Below are 13417 nucleotides of genomic sequence, written 5' to 3'. Positions count from 1 at the left end.
GCTCCTATGACGCGGACATTGGTCGTCGTCGGATACGGGATGGTCGGACATCGCCTCGCACAGGCGATGCGGGACCGGGACGTTGACGGCGAATGGCGAATCGAAGTGCTCGCCGAGGAAGCACGCCCGGCGTATGACCGGGTTGCCCTATCCTCCTATGTGGACACCTGGAACGCCGATGACCTGACGCTGCCGCACATCGACGGCGTGAACCTCCGCCTCGGCGAGAGCGCGCTGGAGATCAACCGCGAGAAGCGGGAGGTCATAACCAGCAAGGGCGAACGTGTCAACTACGACGCCCTGGTGCTGGCCACCGGGTCGAACCCGTTCGTGCCACCCGTCCCCGGCCGGGAACTGCCGGGGTGCTTCGTCTACCGGACGATCGACGATCTCGACGCCATACGGGCGGCCGTCGAGAAAGCCGATCGTCCTGGTAGGCGCGCAGGAATGGTCCTCGGTGGCGGGCTGCTCGGCCTGGAAGCCGCGAACGCCTTGCGCGGTATGGGACTTTCCCCGCACGTCGTCGAACTCGCACCCCGGCTGATGCCGATCCAGGTCGACGACGGCGGCGCCGGGCTGCTCAAGAACCTCGTGCAGAAATTGGACCTGACCGTCCACACTGGAACGTCCGCCGAAGTTATTGAGCGGGACGGCGAGCGGATGGTCGCCAAGCTGACCAACGGCGTCGAACTCGACGTTGACGTCGTTGTCTTCTCCGCCGGTATCCGCCCACGAGACGACCTGGCCAAGCAGATCGGCTTGACTACCGCACCTCGTGGTGGCGTTGTCGTGGACGAAGGTTGCCGCACGGACGACGAGAACATCTACGCCATCGGTGAATGCGCGTGCGTCGACGGAATGGTTTACGGCCTCGTCGCGCCCGGTTACGCCATGGCCGAGGTCGTAGCCGATCGCTTGCTTGGTGGCACGGCTACTTTCCCCGGCGCCGACACCTCGACGAAGCTGAAGCTGCTCGGTGTGGACGTCGCCAGCTTCGGTGACGCGCATGGCGCCACCGAAGGCGCCCTCGAAGTGGTCTTCAACGACGCCGTGGCCGGGACCTACGCGAAGGTCGTGGTCTCGGATGACGCGAAAACCTTGCTGGGCGGCATCCTGGTCGGCGACGCCAGTGCGTACACCATGTTGCGCCCGATGGTCGGCCGCGCGATCTCTGGCGACCCGGCTGGGCTGATTGCCCCATCTGGCACCGATGTCGCGATGGGGTCGTTGCCTGACGACGCCCAGGTCTGCTCCTGCAACGCTGTCACGAAGGCGGCGATCAAGGGCGCGATCGCCGAAGGCGGCGCGGACGTGCCCGGGCTGAAGAGCTGCACCAAGGCTGGCACGACCTGCGGATCGTGCATCCCGATGCTCAAGCAGTTGCTTGCTGAGTCCGGTGTGGAGCAGTCGAAGGCGCTGTGCGAGCACTTCGAGTTCAGCCGGGCCGAGCTGTTCGAGATCATCTCAAGCACCGGGATCCGGGCATTCAGTGAGCTCATTGCCAAACACGGCAAGGGATCCGGCTGCGACCTGTGCAAGCCCGCGGTCGCGTCCATCCTGGCTTCGCTCGGCAACGGGCACGTGCTGGACGGTGAACAGGCTTCCCTGCAGGACACCAACGATCACTTCTTGGCGAACATGCAGCGCAACGGGACCTACTCAGTGGTGCCCCGGATTCCCGGCGGTGAGATCACCCCGGAGAAGCTGATGGTGATCGCCGAGGTCGCCAGGGACTTCGGCCTGTACACGAAGATCACTGGTGGCCAACGGATCGACCTGTTCGGCGCCACTGTGGACCAACTCCCGCACATTTGGCGACGGCTCGTCGATGCGGGCATGGAGTCTGGTCACGCGTACGGAAAGTCCTTGCGTACTGTCAAATCCTGCGTCGGAACGACCTGGTGCCGGTTCGGTGTCCAGGATTCGGTCGGTCTGGCGATCCAGTTGGAGCTGCGTTACCGGGGCCTGCGGTCGCCGCACAAGCTCAAGTCCGCGGTGTCGGGCTGCGCACGTGAATGCGCCGAAGCCCGGAGCAAGGACTTCGGCGTGATCGCCACCGAGCACGGATGGAACCTGTACGTCGCCGGAAACGGCGGCTTCAAGCCACGGCACGCAGATCTGTTGGTGTCTGATGTGGACACCGAGACGTTGATCAAGCTGATCGACCGGTTCCTGATGTTCTACATCCGGACGGCGGATCGGCTGCAGCGCACGGCCGCGTGGGTCGAGGCGATGGAGGGTGGTCTCGATCACCTGCGTGACGTGATCGTCAATGACAGCCTCGGCATCTGCGCGGACCTGGAAGCAGCCATGGAGCAGCACGTCGGGTCCTATGCGGACGAGTGGCGTGGAGTGCTTGAGGACCCGGAGAAGCTCGCCCGGTTCACCTCGTTCGTCAACGCGCCAGGCACACCTGACCCGACGATCTCGTTCCGCGAAGAACGCGGCCAGAAGGTCCCGGTCCAGCTGGGCATCCCGGAGGTGGTATCGCGATGAGTGTGACGTTTCCGCTGGCACGATTGCTGCCCAATCGAGGTGTTGCCGCCTTGCTTCCCGGTGACGTTCAGGTCGCGGTGTTCCGTACCACTGACGATCAGGTTTTCGCACTGTCCAATATCGACCCGTTCTCGCGTGCGGCCGTGATGTCGAGGGGGATCGTCGGCGACCGCGGCGGAGTGCCCGTCGCGGTGTCGCCGATGCACAAGAACGCTTTTGATCTGCGCACGGGGGTGTGCGTGGACGATCCGGAGGTGTCGCTCGAGGTGTATCCGGTGCGGGTGGACGCGGGCATGGTCATGGTTGGAGCTCCGTGACACTCATGGTTGACAGCGTCGAGACCGAAGTTCCGCCGCTGGCCGGATACACGGTCGGCATCACCGCAGCGCGACGGGCCGACGAGCTGGCTGTGCTGTTGGAGCGTCGCGGTGCCAATGTCGTGCACGGACCGGCGATCCGGATCGTGCCGTTGCCGGACGACGCCGAGTTGCAAGCGGCCACCGAGGGGATGATCGCCGACCCGGTCGACTACGTCGTGGTCACCACTGGGATCGGTTTCCGCGGCTGGGTGGAAGCGGCCGAGGGCTGGGGACTGGGGACGGATCTACTGGGGATTCTCGGCAAGGCGGACGTGTTCGCCCGCGGCCCGAAAGCCAAAGGCGCGGTCCGTGCGGCAGGCCTGGTGGAGAGCTGGTCACCGGCCTCGGAAAGCAACTCCGAGGTGCTGGAGTACCTGTTGAATTCCGGAGTGGACGGTAAGCGGGTCGCGGTCCAGCTGCACGGCGAACCACTGCCGAACTTCGTGAACTCGTTGCGGGACGCGGGCGCGGAAGTCGTCGAGATCTCGGTGTACCGCTGGACGCTGCCAGCCGACGTGGGCCCGCTTGAGCGCTTGCTCGACGCGGTCCTTGCTGGCTCGATCGACGCGTTGACGTTCACCAGCGCACCCGCGGCGGCGAGCCTGTTGGCAATGGCACAGCGGCAAGGGCGTCGCGAGGCGTTTCTGGATGTCTTGCGCGGACCGGTATTGCCGGTCTGTGTGGGATCGGTAACCGCTGGGCCGTTGATGGACGCCGGAATCCCGGTCGTGCAACCGGATCGACCGAGGATCGGCGCGTTAGCCAGGTCGGTCGCAACTGAATTGCCAGCGCGGGCAACGCGGTTGCGTGTGGGGGATGTTCAATTGGAACTCCGCGGTCAGGGTGCTGTGGTTGATGGCGTGCTTCGGGTCGTGCCGCCCGCGCCGATGGCGGTGCTCCGGGCGCTGAGCGTGACGCCGGGCAAGGTGTTGTCCAGGCCTGCCCTGATTGGCGTGCTGCGCAGGCATTCCGGACGCGACGGCGATGTCGATGCTCACGCGGTGGAAACAGCGATCGCTCGGCTGCGTTCCGCGTTAGGTGATTCCACGCTCGTCCAGACGGTTGTCAAACGTGGCTACAGGTTGGCGATTCCGGTATGACGCTTGTTCTTGCCGCCCACGGCACTCGTGATCCGGCGGGCAGCCGGGTCATCTACGAGCTGGCCGAGCGGGTCAGGGTTTGGCTGCCTGATGTGGACGTGCGGGTGGCGTTCGCGGATGTCTGCTCGCCCAACGTGACCGATGTTCTGCGGACTGTCGACGGCCCTGCGGTCGTGGTTCCGGCGTTCCTCGCGTCCGGCTATCACGTCAGAGTCGACATCCCGGCCCAGGTCCGCGAGTCCGGTCATCGCGAGACCGTTGTGACTGACCCATTTGGACCATCACCGTCCCTTGTGGCCGTGGTGCACTCACGACTGATCGAGGCGGGATGGACCGGCGAGCCGATTGTGCTCGCCGCAGCGGGATCGTCGGATTCCCGTGCACTGGACGACGTTCAGCGAGCGGCGCGGCTGTTGCGGACTCGGGTCGGTGTGCCTGTCGAAGTCGGGTACGTAACGACAGCAAGCCCCCGAGTCACGGATCTGGTCCGTGACCGGAGGCTTGCCATCGCTTCGTGGCTACTGGCTCCTGGCTTGTTCCATGGAGTCGTCCGTGACGCGGGAGCCAGCGTCGCCGCCGAGCCGATCGGCGCCCATTCCGGCGCGGTCGAGCTCGTCGTCCGTCGTTACCGCAACGCTTACTTGCCGACCGGAGCGGTCAGCTTGCCGTTGGTGTTCGAGGCAGCGACGCAGGTGCCTGCGCGGTCGTTCTGCGCCCAGGATTCCTTGGTCGGGTAGAGATAGAGCATGTCAAGCTGGTCCGCGATCGGGCTGGCCTCAACTCGTGGGCCGACCTTGTCGTAGCACAGCTGCTCCACCTCGGCGGCCATCTGTGAGTCGCCGGGGTAAGTGCTGCTCGTGACGGTGACCTGGCCGAGCACCTCGGCGTCGTGCGGCTCGCTGCACGGCACGGCACTGACCGACATGACCTTCGTCGCGGTGTCGCCGGGGACGTTGTTGAAGCAGTCGCCGTCCTTGAGGTCGAACACATCGAGTTGGCCCGCCTTGGTGACCTGCCCTGTGTTGGCGTCGCGATCGGCCTGCATCCCCACGGCCATGGCGATGATGGTCGCGAACCCCACAAGCCAGACACCGGACAGCACAAGGCCCGCGATCGCCATCCCGCGGCCCTTGTCACCACGTTTGCGGATCTGGCTCAGCGCGACAAATCCGAAAATGGCCGACAGCAGAACGCCGCCAAGGATACCGAGAACCATTGACGCGACAGCGAAACCATTGGTCCGGCCGGAAGGCGGTGGCAGGTAAGGCGGTGGTGGGTAGTAGCCCGGCGGAGGCGGCAAGGGCGCGCCTTGCCCGTCATGCAGCGGCGGGGCAACAACCGGATACGGCGGCGGAGCGGCGGCCTGCGGCTGGCCTTCAGCAGGCGGCGGCATCATCGGGGGAGGTGGTTGCGTCACGCGAGCATGATGGCGTAACCCGCTACACGCTGTACACACGTTTGTAGTCGGTAACGGTCAAACAGTAACCAACGATGCAGAAGGTGACAAGGCTGACTGGGGGGAGGGGGGAACTGTGCTCACATTCGGGCACAGACGAGTCAGTGTGATTGTCGCAACTGGACTGCGTGCGTTCCCGCCTACCGGGCCACTTCTTCGCGTAAGGAGGCTTCGGTGATCAGACCTGCTCGGCTGTTGGCCGGTTGCTCGGAACGTACTACGCGAACGATGTCATGCACGTAGTCGAGTGGAGCTGCGGATAACAGTGGACGGACTTCACCATGCCCGCGCCGCACTACAACCTCGAGGTGTTCGGCATCGGCGGCGATTACGCGGTCGGCACGGCGACCGCTGACGGAACAGCGATTGTCCGATGGCACAACGGCAGCACTGCTGACGGTTAGAAGAGACCTGGCTCCTCTTCGGACTTCGTCGCGGCCCAACGGTATTCGCGCAGGTTCACGCGATTGCCGTCTGCCAGAACACCTTCCGCGCGCAGGAGCTCCAATTGCTCCTCCTGGAGGTGTGGCGCGGGAGTCCCGTCCGAGCGCAGGATCCGGTGCCACGGAAGGTCATGGCCGTCCTCGGCGAGGATCCGCCCGACCAGCCTCGGTGACGGGGCGCCTGCGATCGCGGCGATATCCCCATAGGACGCCACTGATCCTTTGGGGACGCCTGCGATGACTTCCCGTACGCGTTCGTGCAGCTGCTCGTCCATATCAGCCGTTCAGGTAGGCAAGCACTGCCAGCACGCGCCGGTTGTCGTCCTCGGAAGGCGGCAGCATGAGCTTGCTGAAGATGTTGTTGGTGTGTTTGCTGACGGCCTTCTCGGTGACGAACATCCGGGCCGCGATCGCCGCGTTGGACCGGCCTTCGGCCATCAACGACAGCACTTCCCGTTCACGAGGAGTCAGCGTCCCCAGTGGCTCGTCGCGTTCCCGGCGTGCCAGCAGTTGCGAGATCACGTCCGGGTCCATCGCCGTGCCACCCGCCGCGACCCGCCGTACCGCGTCGACGAACTGGCCAACCTCGGAAACCCGGTCTTTCAGCAGATAACCGACGCCACCCGCCCTGTCGGACAGCAGTTCCCTGGCATAGAGCTGCTCGACGTACTGCGACAGCACCAGGATCGGCAGAGCCGGGACCTGTTTACGGGCCTCGATCGCGGCTTTCAGGCCTTCGTCGGTGAAGGTCGGCGGCAGCCGCACGTCAACGACCGCGACGTCCGGCTTGTGTTTCACCAGCGCTTCGAGCAGCGCCGGGCCGCTGTCCACGGCCTCGACCACATCGAAGTCGTGCGCGGTCAGCAGCCGGATCAGTCCGTCCCGCAGCAGGGCCAGATCCTCCCCAAGGACAACTCGCACGTACCGACCCTACCGCGCCACTGCGCCGCGGTCTTCCGCGCAGCTACCGGCCAAGGAAGTTCGTGATCAGCTCGGCTGTCTCGACCGGGTGCTCGAACTGCAGCATGTGGCCGCCGTCGAACCGGACGGTCTCCAGGCTGTCCCGCATGGACATCTGGCACGCGTTGACGAACGCGGGCCGGACGAACGGCGACTGCGTTGCCGAAACCAACAGGGTGTGGGTGGTCGGCGGCGGGACCTGGGCGACGCGGCACATCTCGCTCCACGCGGTGACCACGGCCGAGTAGCTGCTGCGTTGCATCCAGCGGCCGTCGCTCGTTTGTGCGAAGTTCTCCTGCAACTCTTCCGCGACGTCACGCAGGCTGATGCCGGCCCATTCTTTGCGTTGCCATTCGCCGGCTTCCTCGATGGTCTGGAAGACCTGCGGCCACATCGGCATGGTGTCCATGACGAACTGTGGGTCCAGCCCGATCGCCGGGTCTAGCAGCACCAGTTTGGTCACTCGCTGCGGGGCAAGGCGGGCCAGGTGGATCGCCGCCGCACCACCAAAGGAGTGGCCGATCACCGGCAGCCCGGTCACCGCAAGACTATCCAAAACGGACAGAAGGTCTGCCGCGTGTTGTTCGAGTGTCCACGGTGGAAGGGCGGGGGAATGCCCGTGGCCGCGCAGATCTGGCGCGATGACCCGGAAGCCGTCGAGGAACTCCTCGGCCAGCCGCTGCCAGCGGCCGCCATGACCGGTCACGCCATGCACCATCAGCACCGGCACGCCATCTTCCGGGCCGAACTGGCGGACATGCAACATCGGACTCACCCCGACATGATCGCATGGCGCCGGATGATCCCTTTTCTGTGGCTATTTCCGGATTCCGGTCAAAGCATTACGGTAAGAGGACCGCCCCGGGTATGGAGGTCAAGAGGATGGCCCGAAAGCTCGCCCTGACCTGCGTATTGATCGCTATCGCGGTGTTCTTGCCGGTTCCCGCCGGTGCGGCCGCCGAACGGCAGCAGACCGCCATTCCGGCGTATTGGGGGCCCGATACTCCGGACGGAATGACGATCTTCCACCGATTGGCGCAGAACCGGCCGACGAATGGGATTGTCGTCCTCAACGGCAGCCGCAGTATGCCCGAGCTGCCGTTCCATCCGGCCTGGGCCTCGGCGATCGCCCGGCTGTCCGCGACCGGAACAAAACGCTGGTCTACGTCGACACCGGTTATCTCGGTCTCGACTTCGGGCACGGCAGTCATCGGACAAGAAGTGGTGGAGCGTCGATTCCGGAATGGTTGACGCAAATCCGTCATGACATTGACGACTGGTATGCCACATATGGTCAGCACGGGATCAACGGCATCTTTCTTGATCAGACAATTCTGCTCTGCGGGCCGGACGACGAGTACGTCACGCTTTATGCGGCCATCCGCGATTACATTCGGGCCAAGCAAGCCGAGGCGTACATCGTGATCAATCCCGGCGCGCTGGCCGAGCGGTGTTACGAGGACGTCGCGGACACCATGGTGTCGTTCGAGGGCAACTTCGGCACCTACCTCGCGCACACTTCGCCGGACTGGCAACGAAACCATCCGAACCCGCGCAAGTTCTGGCACCTCATCCACGACGTGCCAACCGACGACGACATGAAGGCGGTCGTCGCGCGCAGCAAGGTCAACAACGCCGGGTTCGTCTACACCACCGAGCTCCGGATGGACCCGTATCCCTGGGCCGGGCTCGCGTCCTATTGGGACGCTCAACTCGTTGCCGCGTCAGGGATTTCCGACAACACGCCACCGCGGCAGTCCGCGATGCCGACCGCGACGACACGTGCGAGCCCGACCGATGCCAAGGTTCGGCTGGCCTGGCCGACCCCGGTCGACGACGTCGCGGTCGCCGGTTACGAGGTTTTCGCCAACGGGACCAAGATCGCGGATTCCTACAACAATGCCTATCAGGCAACCGGCCTGCCGCACTCGACGCGGTTCGAGTTCACGATCAAGGCGCGGGATACCGAGTGAGTTTCGGCGCGCTGTTCGGGCATCATCGCGTCTTCATTGACTTGGACAACGATCCGGCGACCGGCTGGCAGTTGCCGCCGGGGTTGCCATCCGGTGTGGACACCTTGATCGAGAACGCGTTTCTCTACCGGTATACCGGCCCCGGATGGGTATGGGAACGAGCACCCGATGTCTCCCCTTTGGTAGCGGAATTCGGCGGGTCTTTCACGTGGCGTGTCCCGGTGGCCGGGCAGACCAAGCAGACGCTCGTGTTCAGCGGATTCACCGCCGAAGATCCACCGGATGAGTACTCGGCGCCGATTACTGTCGAGCAGGTTCCCGACTGCTGAATTCACTCGGCAGGACTAATGGAAAACTGCTAACGCATCCTTGAGCGACACCGACGAACCCATTGGCCGGTGTTAAAAATCCTCAAGGATTGAGCGTGACTGTTCACATGCCGGATTTACGCAGAATCGGCATCGTTGGAATGGGCTATGTCGGCTTGACGCTGGCGGCCGCGATGGCCCGCAAGGGCTTTGAAGTACACGGCGTCGACACGGACCCGGTAGTGCTCGAATCGTTGTCGCGGGGAAAACCGCACATCTTCGAACCGGGCGTCACCGAGACGTTCACCGAATTGATCAACAAGAACATCTTCATCAGCCGGGAACTGCCAGAAGGCGGCGTCGACGCGGCAATCATCTGTGTGTCCACACCTGTGGACGAAAGAACCCATGAACCGAGGTTGAAGAACCTCGCCGCCGCGGCCGAACACGTGGCCGACCGGTGCGCGCCGACCACGTTGGTGGTTGTCCGCAGCACGGTCCCGGTCGGCGCCAGCCGCGAAGTCGTATTGCCGCCGCTGCTGGAGAAGTGGGGGAGCGCGCGGCTGGTGATGGCGCCCGAGCGGACCATCCAAGGCCAGGCCCTGCGCGAACTCGTCGAGCTGCCGCAGGTCGTCGGCGGTCTTGACGAGGAAAGCCGCGAACTCGGTATCCATCTGTTCGCGCGACTGGCCGCGCAGGTCGTACCGGTGTCCACTGTGGAGACTGCTGAGCTGGTGAAGCTCACCAACAACTGCCATACGGACGTCATCTACTCGTTCGGCAACGAGGTCGCGATGCTCACCGAGCGGCTCGGCCTCGACCCGCTCGAAGTCATCCGGGCGACCAACCTCGACTATCCACGGCCGGACATCGCCAAACCCGGCTATGTCGGCGGCGGCTGCCTGTCGAAGGATCCGTACATCATGGTCACCAGTGGTGAGCGCAACGGTTACGTGCCGAAGCTGATCGCCGCGGCCCGCAGCCTCAACGAAGAGACCCCGGTGCATGTCGCACACAAGATAGTCGAGTTGATGAACGGTACCAAGACGTTGCTGGTGCTCGGCTGGGCCTACAAAGGACATCCGCCGACCGACGACATGCGCGGCACGCCGATCGCGTCGATGATGCCGGTCTTCACCGAAGCCGGGATCAGGGTGCTCGGCCACGATCCACTCGTCCTGCCACGGGTGATCAGGGAGTATGGTGGCGAACCGGTCACGCTCGCCGAAGGTTTCCAGTCCGCAGAAGCGGTTCTGGTGATCACCGACCACCCCGACTACAAGGTGCTCGACATCGACGGCTTGCTGCGAAGCGGGACCGTGCGGGTCGTCTACGACTCGTGGCGGATCCTCGACGCGGACAAGATCACTGGTCGTGGCGTGCACTATGCGGCGCTCGGATACGAGGTGTCCGCATGAGGGTGCTCGTTCTCGGCGGCGCGGGGTTCATCGGCGTGCACTTGACCAGGCGCTTGCTTGCCGAAGGTCACGACGTCACGGTGGTCGACGACTTCTCCCGCGGCCGCAACGATCCCGACCTCGCCGCGCTCGAAGTGCCGGTGATCTCGGCGGATCTGACCGACCCGGAAGCGTACGAGAAGATCCCGCACGGCTGGGACCAGGTGTACCTGCTGGCCGCGGTCGTCGGAGTCCGCAATGTCGAGAAGGATCCTGGCAAGGTCGTGCGCGTCAACACTTTGGTCGTACTGAACACCTTGGACTGGATCAGGCCAGCGGAGAAGCTGTTCTTCGCCTCGACAAGTGAGATCTACGCCGGTGGGGTGACCGCGGGCATCGTGCAGGTCCCGACGGCCGAGACGGTCCCGGTGATGATCGAGGACGTCACGGCGCCGAGGTTCGCGTACGCGGCAAGCAAGCTCCTCGGCGAGGAAGCGGTTGTCCACATTGGACAAGCCAACGGCCTGCAGTTCGTGATCGGCCGGTTCCACAATGTCTACGGTCCCAGGATGGGCGCTGATCACGTGATCCCCGAACTGTCGCTTCGGGCTGCGCGCCGCGAGGACCCGTTCAAGGTCTACGGCACCGACCAGTACCGCGCGTTCTGTTATGTCGACGACGCGGTGACAGCGATGCTGCTGTCGATGGACAAGATCAGTGGTGAGATCGTCCACATCGGAAACGATGAGGAGACGAACATCGGCGATCTGACCAAACTCGTCCTGCGAATCGCCGACCACAACCCGGTGCTCGATGTCGAAGACGCGCCAGCGGGTTCGGTCGCAAGGAGATGCCCGGACTTGACGAAGCTGCGCGCGCTCACCGGATACGAGCCCGCGGTGTCGTTGGAAGAAGGAGTCAGGCGGACGTTCGAATGGTATCGCGGGAACGCGTGAACCATCAGCGCGGTGAGCCGATCGCGTTCTACTACGGAACGAACCAGGTCGATCGGCTCGCCGCGTTCGGCCGTGTGGTGCTACAAGGCGACGCGTATTCCGAACAGGACATCGCGTCGCTTGTAGTACGTGGGGTGCGCCCGCTCTGTTACCTGTCACTGACCGAGGACGTCGGACCGCCCGCGGAATGGCAGCGCGACGACCGCAATCCGGACTGGGGTGGCCGATTCATCCATGTTGGACACCCTGGCTGGAGCGAGCACGTCCTGAACCAGGCCCGAGCCATGCGCAGGCTCGGGTATCGAGGTTTCTTTCTCGACACGTTGAACATCGAGCTGACGTACCCGGACGACCTGCCGCATCTGCTCACGCTGATCGCGGCGATCCGTGAGCTGTCCTATCCGGACTATCTGCTCGCCAACCGCGGCTTCGGTCTGTTGCCGCAAATCGCCGACCTGGTCGACGGCGTGCTGTTCGAATCGTTCACGTCCAGGTGGGTCGAAGGCGGTTACGCCCCTTGGCCGCCGGACGTTCTCGATGTCCACGCCCGATACGCGGAGATGCTGCTCGGCCTGGACGTCGAAGTGTTCGCATTGGACTACGCCGATACTCCACGCCTGGCGGAATACGCCCGCGAACGCGCGGCCCGATTCGGCATGCCGTGCTTCGTAAGCATCCGCGACCTCAGCATTGTCCCTGCTCAGGACTCGTGAGTGGTTATCCGTGTTAGAGCACGAATAACCACTCACGAGGTTTTTTCACCAGAGAGCGCGGATTGAGGCGAGGAGGTCGTGCTCAGGCCGTCAGCCGAGTTTGGTGATCCGGCTGATGTCCGCGGCGATCCAGCTCACCGCGCCTGACCGGTGCACCGCGCGCCCGTGACGTGCCTGCCAAGGAACCCTGAGCCGCCGAAGAGCAGTACTCGTTTCACCGCAGAGCCTCCGGAACCAGGATCGGGCGCAACCGCTCGAATTCCCGGTTGGCTTCGTCGTAGTCGTCTGGCCGTCCAATGTCCAACCAGTACCCGTCGAAGTCGTACGCGGCGGGCGGCTCGTCCTTGGCCAACAGGTCGAGCACGAGCTCATCGAGTCCGAACGGGACATTGCGGGGGTAGGGCGCGAGTGTCTTGCGGGACATCGCGTAGACACCCATGCTCACGCCATAGGACAACGTTGGCTTCTCGACGAACCGGACGATCCGGCCGTCCGAGGTCTCCAACGTGCCGAAGTCGATCTTCACCTGCCGCTGGTAGGTGGCGATCGTCAGTGGCGCCCTGGTTTCGGTGTGGTGGTTCAACAGTCCGACGTAGTCAAGATCGGTCAGCACGTCCCCGTTCATCACGAGGAAGTGTTCCGGCAGTTGGTCGAGGAAGTTCAGCAGCGGTCCGATTGTGGACAGTGGGGACTCCTCCTCGGAGTAGTCGACCGCGATTCCCCACCGCGAGCCGTCCCCGACGAATGCCTGGATCAGCGAGCCGAGATGACCGATCGCCAGTGTCGCACGGGTGAATCCCTGCGATCTGAGCTGCTGCATGACGATGTCGAGGATCGCGTAATCCTCGCCGATCGGCACCAACGGTTTCGGCAACGCCGTCGTATATGGCCGCAGTCTTATTTCCACGCGGCCAGGCCGAAATCATCCGCGTCCGTCGCCACCACCAACTGCCGCAACGCGACGCGTGTACCAGGTCCCGAGTCGATCGAGGCGGTTCGAACGGGAACCCGTTGTTTACGTGGCAATGGCGGCTGTTCGGGCAGCACAGGCTCTGCCGTCGTCCCTGTGCTGGCGTTCGGGCTGAGTCCGGACGGACTGGACAGCGTGACCGCCACCAGCCCGAGCGCGACAATGATCAACAACGGAATGGGCAAACTTCGGCTAAGGCCAAGCATCGCCGCCCCCGTCCGCGATGGCCGGGCCGGATGCGGTCCCTGACGCCACCGCCGAAACACCCAAAGACAACCGGTCTTCG

The 13417-nt window shown here is 64.3% G+C and carries 17 protein-coding genes; 11 read left to right on the top strand and 6 right to left on the bottom strand.

The window, feature by feature from the left end; translation table 11 throughout:
* Nucleotides 1-6: 6 nt before the first annotated feature.
* Genes nirB through LWC34_RS37095 form a run of 4 tightly spaced genes read left to right on the top strand, consistent with a single transcriptional unit; the run spans nt 7 to nt 4692 of the window.
* Nucleotides 7-2496 carry a nitrite reductase large subunit NirB gene (gene nirB, locus LWC34_RS37110; RefSeq protein WP_233729903.1) on the top strand — a complete coding sequence of 830 codons (2490 nt, stop codon included), beginning with the start codon at nt 7-9 and terminating at the stop codon, nt 2494-2496.
* Nucleotides 2493-2813 (top strand): nitrite reductase small subunit NirD, encoded by a 321-nt coding sequence (nirD, locus tag LWC34_RS37105; protein WP_233729902.1) that lies wholly within the window; start codon nt 2493-2495, stop codon nt 2811-2813. The genes nirB and nirD overlap by 4 nt, the downstream gene beginning before the upstream one ends.
* A gap of 5 nt (nt 2814-2818) precedes the next feature.
* Nucleotides 2819-3955 carry a uroporphyrinogen-III synthase gene (locus tag LWC34_RS37100; protein ID WP_233730960.1) on the top strand — a complete coding sequence of 379 codons (1137 nt, stop codon included), beginning with the start codon at nt 2819-2821 and terminating at the stop codon, nt 3953-3955.
* On the top strand, nt 3952-4692 hold the full coding sequence (locus tag LWC34_RS37095) for a sirohydrochlorin chelatase (protein ID WP_233729901.1): 741 nt from the start codon (nt 3952-3954) through the stop codon (nt 4690-4692). Before LWC34_RS37100 ends, LWC34_RS37095 begins: the two co-directional genes overlap by 4 nt.
* On the opposite strand, the gene LWC34_RS37090 is transcribed toward LWC34_RS37095, so the two are convergent.
* Nucleotides 4593-5372 (bottom strand): DUF4190 domain-containing protein, encoded by a 780-nt coding sequence (locus tag LWC34_RS37090; RefSeq protein ID WP_233729900.1) that lies wholly within the window; start codon nt 5370-5372, stop codon nt 4593-4595. The genes LWC34_RS37095 and LWC34_RS37090 overlap by 100 nt on opposite strands.
* A gap of 320 nt (nt 5373-5692) precedes the next feature.
* Between LWC34_RS37090 and LWC34_RS57290 the strand changes: the two genes are divergently transcribed.
* Nucleotides 5693-5815 carry a hypothetical protein gene (locus tag LWC34_RS57290; protein ID WP_284051791.1) on the top strand — a complete coding sequence of 41 codons (123 nt, stop codon included), beginning with the start codon at nt 5693-5695 and terminating at the stop codon, nt 5813-5815.
* Here LWC34_RS57290 and LWC34_RS37085 read toward each other — a convergent pair.
* Genes LWC34_RS37085 through LWC34_RS37075 form a run of 3 tightly spaced genes read right to left on the bottom strand, consistent with a single transcriptional unit; the run spans nt 5812 to nt 7580 of the window.
* Nucleotides 5812-6129, bottom strand: coding sequence for an MGMT family protein (locus LWC34_RS37085; protein WP_233729899.1), 318 nt, complete (start codon nt 6127-6129; stop codon nt 5812-5814). The genes LWC34_RS57290 and LWC34_RS37085 overlap by 4 nt on opposite strands.
* A 1-nt stretch (nt 6130) precedes the next feature.
* Nucleotides 6131-6775, bottom strand: a complete 645-nt coding sequence (locus LWC34_RS37080; RefSeq protein ID WP_233729898.1) for a LuxR C-terminal-related transcriptional regulator — start codon at nt 6773-6775, stop codon at nt 6131-6133.
* A 43-nt stretch (nt 6776-6818) separates the two neighbouring features.
* The gene (locus tag LWC34_RS37075; RefSeq protein ID WP_233729897.1) at nt 6819-7580 is read right to left on the bottom strand and encodes an alpha/beta fold hydrolase; all 762 of its coding nucleotides are present in this window, start codon (nt 7578-7580) and stop codon (nt 6819-6821) included.
* 116 nt (nt 7581-7696) lie between these two features.
* Between LWC34_RS37075 and LWC34_RS37070 the strand changes: the two genes are divergently transcribed.
* From LWC34_RS37070 to LWC34_RS37045, 6 genes are all read left to right on the top strand, one after another.
* Nucleotides 7697-8065, top strand: a complete 369-nt coding sequence (locus LWC34_RS37070) for a hypothetical protein (RefSeq protein WP_233731039.1) — start codon at nt 7697-7699, stop codon at nt 8063-8065.
* Nucleotides 7972-8787, top strand: coding sequence for a spherulation-specific family 4 protein (locus LWC34_RS37065; RefSeq protein WP_233730959.1), 816 nt, complete (start codon nt 7972-7974; stop codon nt 8785-8787). The genes LWC34_RS37070 and LWC34_RS37065 overlap by 94 nt, the downstream gene beginning before the upstream one ends.
* Entirely contained in the window at nt 8784-9116 is a 333-nt protein-coding gene (locus LWC34_RS37060; RefSeq protein ID WP_233729896.1) for a hypothetical protein, read from the top strand. Before LWC34_RS37065 ends, LWC34_RS37060 begins: the two co-directional genes overlap by 4 nt.
* Before the next feature lie 95 nt (nt 9117-9211).
* Nucleotides 9212-10513, top strand: a complete 1302-nt coding sequence (locus tag LWC34_RS37055) for a nucleotide sugar dehydrogenase (protein ID WP_233729895.1) — start codon at nt 9212-9214, stop codon at nt 10511-10513.
* Nucleotides 10510-11448 carry an NAD-dependent epimerase/dehydratase family protein gene (locus tag LWC34_RS37050; protein WP_233729894.1) on the top strand — a complete coding sequence of 313 codons (939 nt, stop codon included), beginning with the start codon at nt 10510-10512 and terminating at the stop codon, nt 11446-11448. The genes LWC34_RS37055 and LWC34_RS37050 overlap by 4 nt, the downstream gene beginning before the upstream one ends.
* The gene (locus LWC34_RS37045; protein ID WP_233729893.1) at nt 11445-12161 is read left to right on the top strand and encodes an endo alpha-1,4 polygalactosaminidase; all 717 of its coding nucleotides are present in this window, start codon (nt 11445-11447) and stop codon (nt 12159-12161) included. The genes LWC34_RS37050 and LWC34_RS37045 overlap by 4 nt, the downstream gene beginning before the upstream one ends.
* 214 nt (nt 12162-12375) lie before the next feature.
* Here LWC34_RS37045 and LWC34_RS37040 read toward each other — a convergent pair whose 3' ends face one another.
* Both LWC34_RS37040 and LWC34_RS37035 read right to left on the bottom strand, forming a co-directional pair.
* A complete protein-coding gene (locus LWC34_RS37040) occupies nt 12376-13068 on the bottom strand; it encodes a nucleotidyltransferase family protein (protein WP_233729892.1) in 693 nt (230 codons plus the stop codon).
* Entirely contained in the window at nt 13059-13337 is a 279-nt protein-coding gene (locus LWC34_RS37035) for a hypothetical protein (RefSeq protein WP_233729891.1), read from the bottom strand. The genes LWC34_RS37040 and LWC34_RS37035 overlap by 10 nt, the downstream gene beginning before the upstream one ends.
* Nucleotides 13338-13417: the final 80 nt, after the last annotated feature.

Origin of the sequence: Kibdelosporangium philippinense (genome assembly GCF_021390435.2) — a bacterium.
GTDB classification, from domain to species: Bacteria; Actinomycetota; Actinomycetes; order Mycobacteriales; family Pseudonocardiaceae; genus Kibdelosporangium; species Kibdelosporangium philippinense.
This window is presented reverse-complemented; position numbering and strand designations above follow the sequence as displayed.

What these genes read in the sequence shown, in the direction of transcription:
- nirB (WP_233729903.1), top strand. Translation starts at nt 7, where the DNA reads ATGACGCGGACATTGGTCGTCGTCGGATACGGGATGGTCGGACATCGC.
- LWC34_RS37050 (WP_233729894.1), top strand. Translation starts at nt 10,510, where the DNA reads ATGAGGGTGCTCGTTCTCGGCGGCGCGGGGTTCATCGGCGTGCACTTG.
- LWC34_RS37100 (WP_233730960.1), top strand. Translation starts at nt 2,819, where the DNA reads ATGGTTGACAGCGTCGAGACCGAAGTTCCGCCGCTGGCCGGATACACG.
- LWC34_RS57290 (WP_284051791.1), top strand. Translation starts at nt 5,693, where the DNA reads ATGCCCGCGCCGCACTACAACCTCGAGGTGTTCGGCATCGGCGGCGAT.
- nirD (WP_233729902.1), top strand. Translation starts at nt 2,493, where the DNA reads ATGAGTGTGACGTTTCCGCTGGCACGATTGCTGCCCAATCGAGGTGTT.
- LWC34_RS37075 (WP_233729897.1), bottom strand. Translation starts at nt 7,580, where the DNA reads ATGTTGCATGTCCGCCAGTTCGGCCCGGAAGATGGCGTGCCGGTGCTG.
- LWC34_RS37095 (WP_233729901.1), top strand. Translation starts at nt 3,952, where the DNA reads ATGACGCTTGTTCTTGCCGCCCACGGCACTCGTGATCCGGCGGGCAGC.
- LWC34_RS37070 (WP_233731039.1), top strand. Translation starts at nt 7,697, where the DNA reads ATGGCCCGAAAGCTCGCCCTGACCTGCGTATTGATCGCTATCGCGGTG.
- LWC34_RS37035 (WP_233729891.1), bottom strand. Translation starts at nt 13,337, where the DNA reads ATGCTTGGCCTTAGCCGAAGTTTGCCCATTCCGTTGTTGATCATTGTC.
- LWC34_RS37085 (WP_233729899.1), bottom strand. Translation starts at nt 6,129, where the DNA reads ATGGACGAGCAGCTGCACGAACGCGTACGGGAAGTCATCGCAGGCGTC.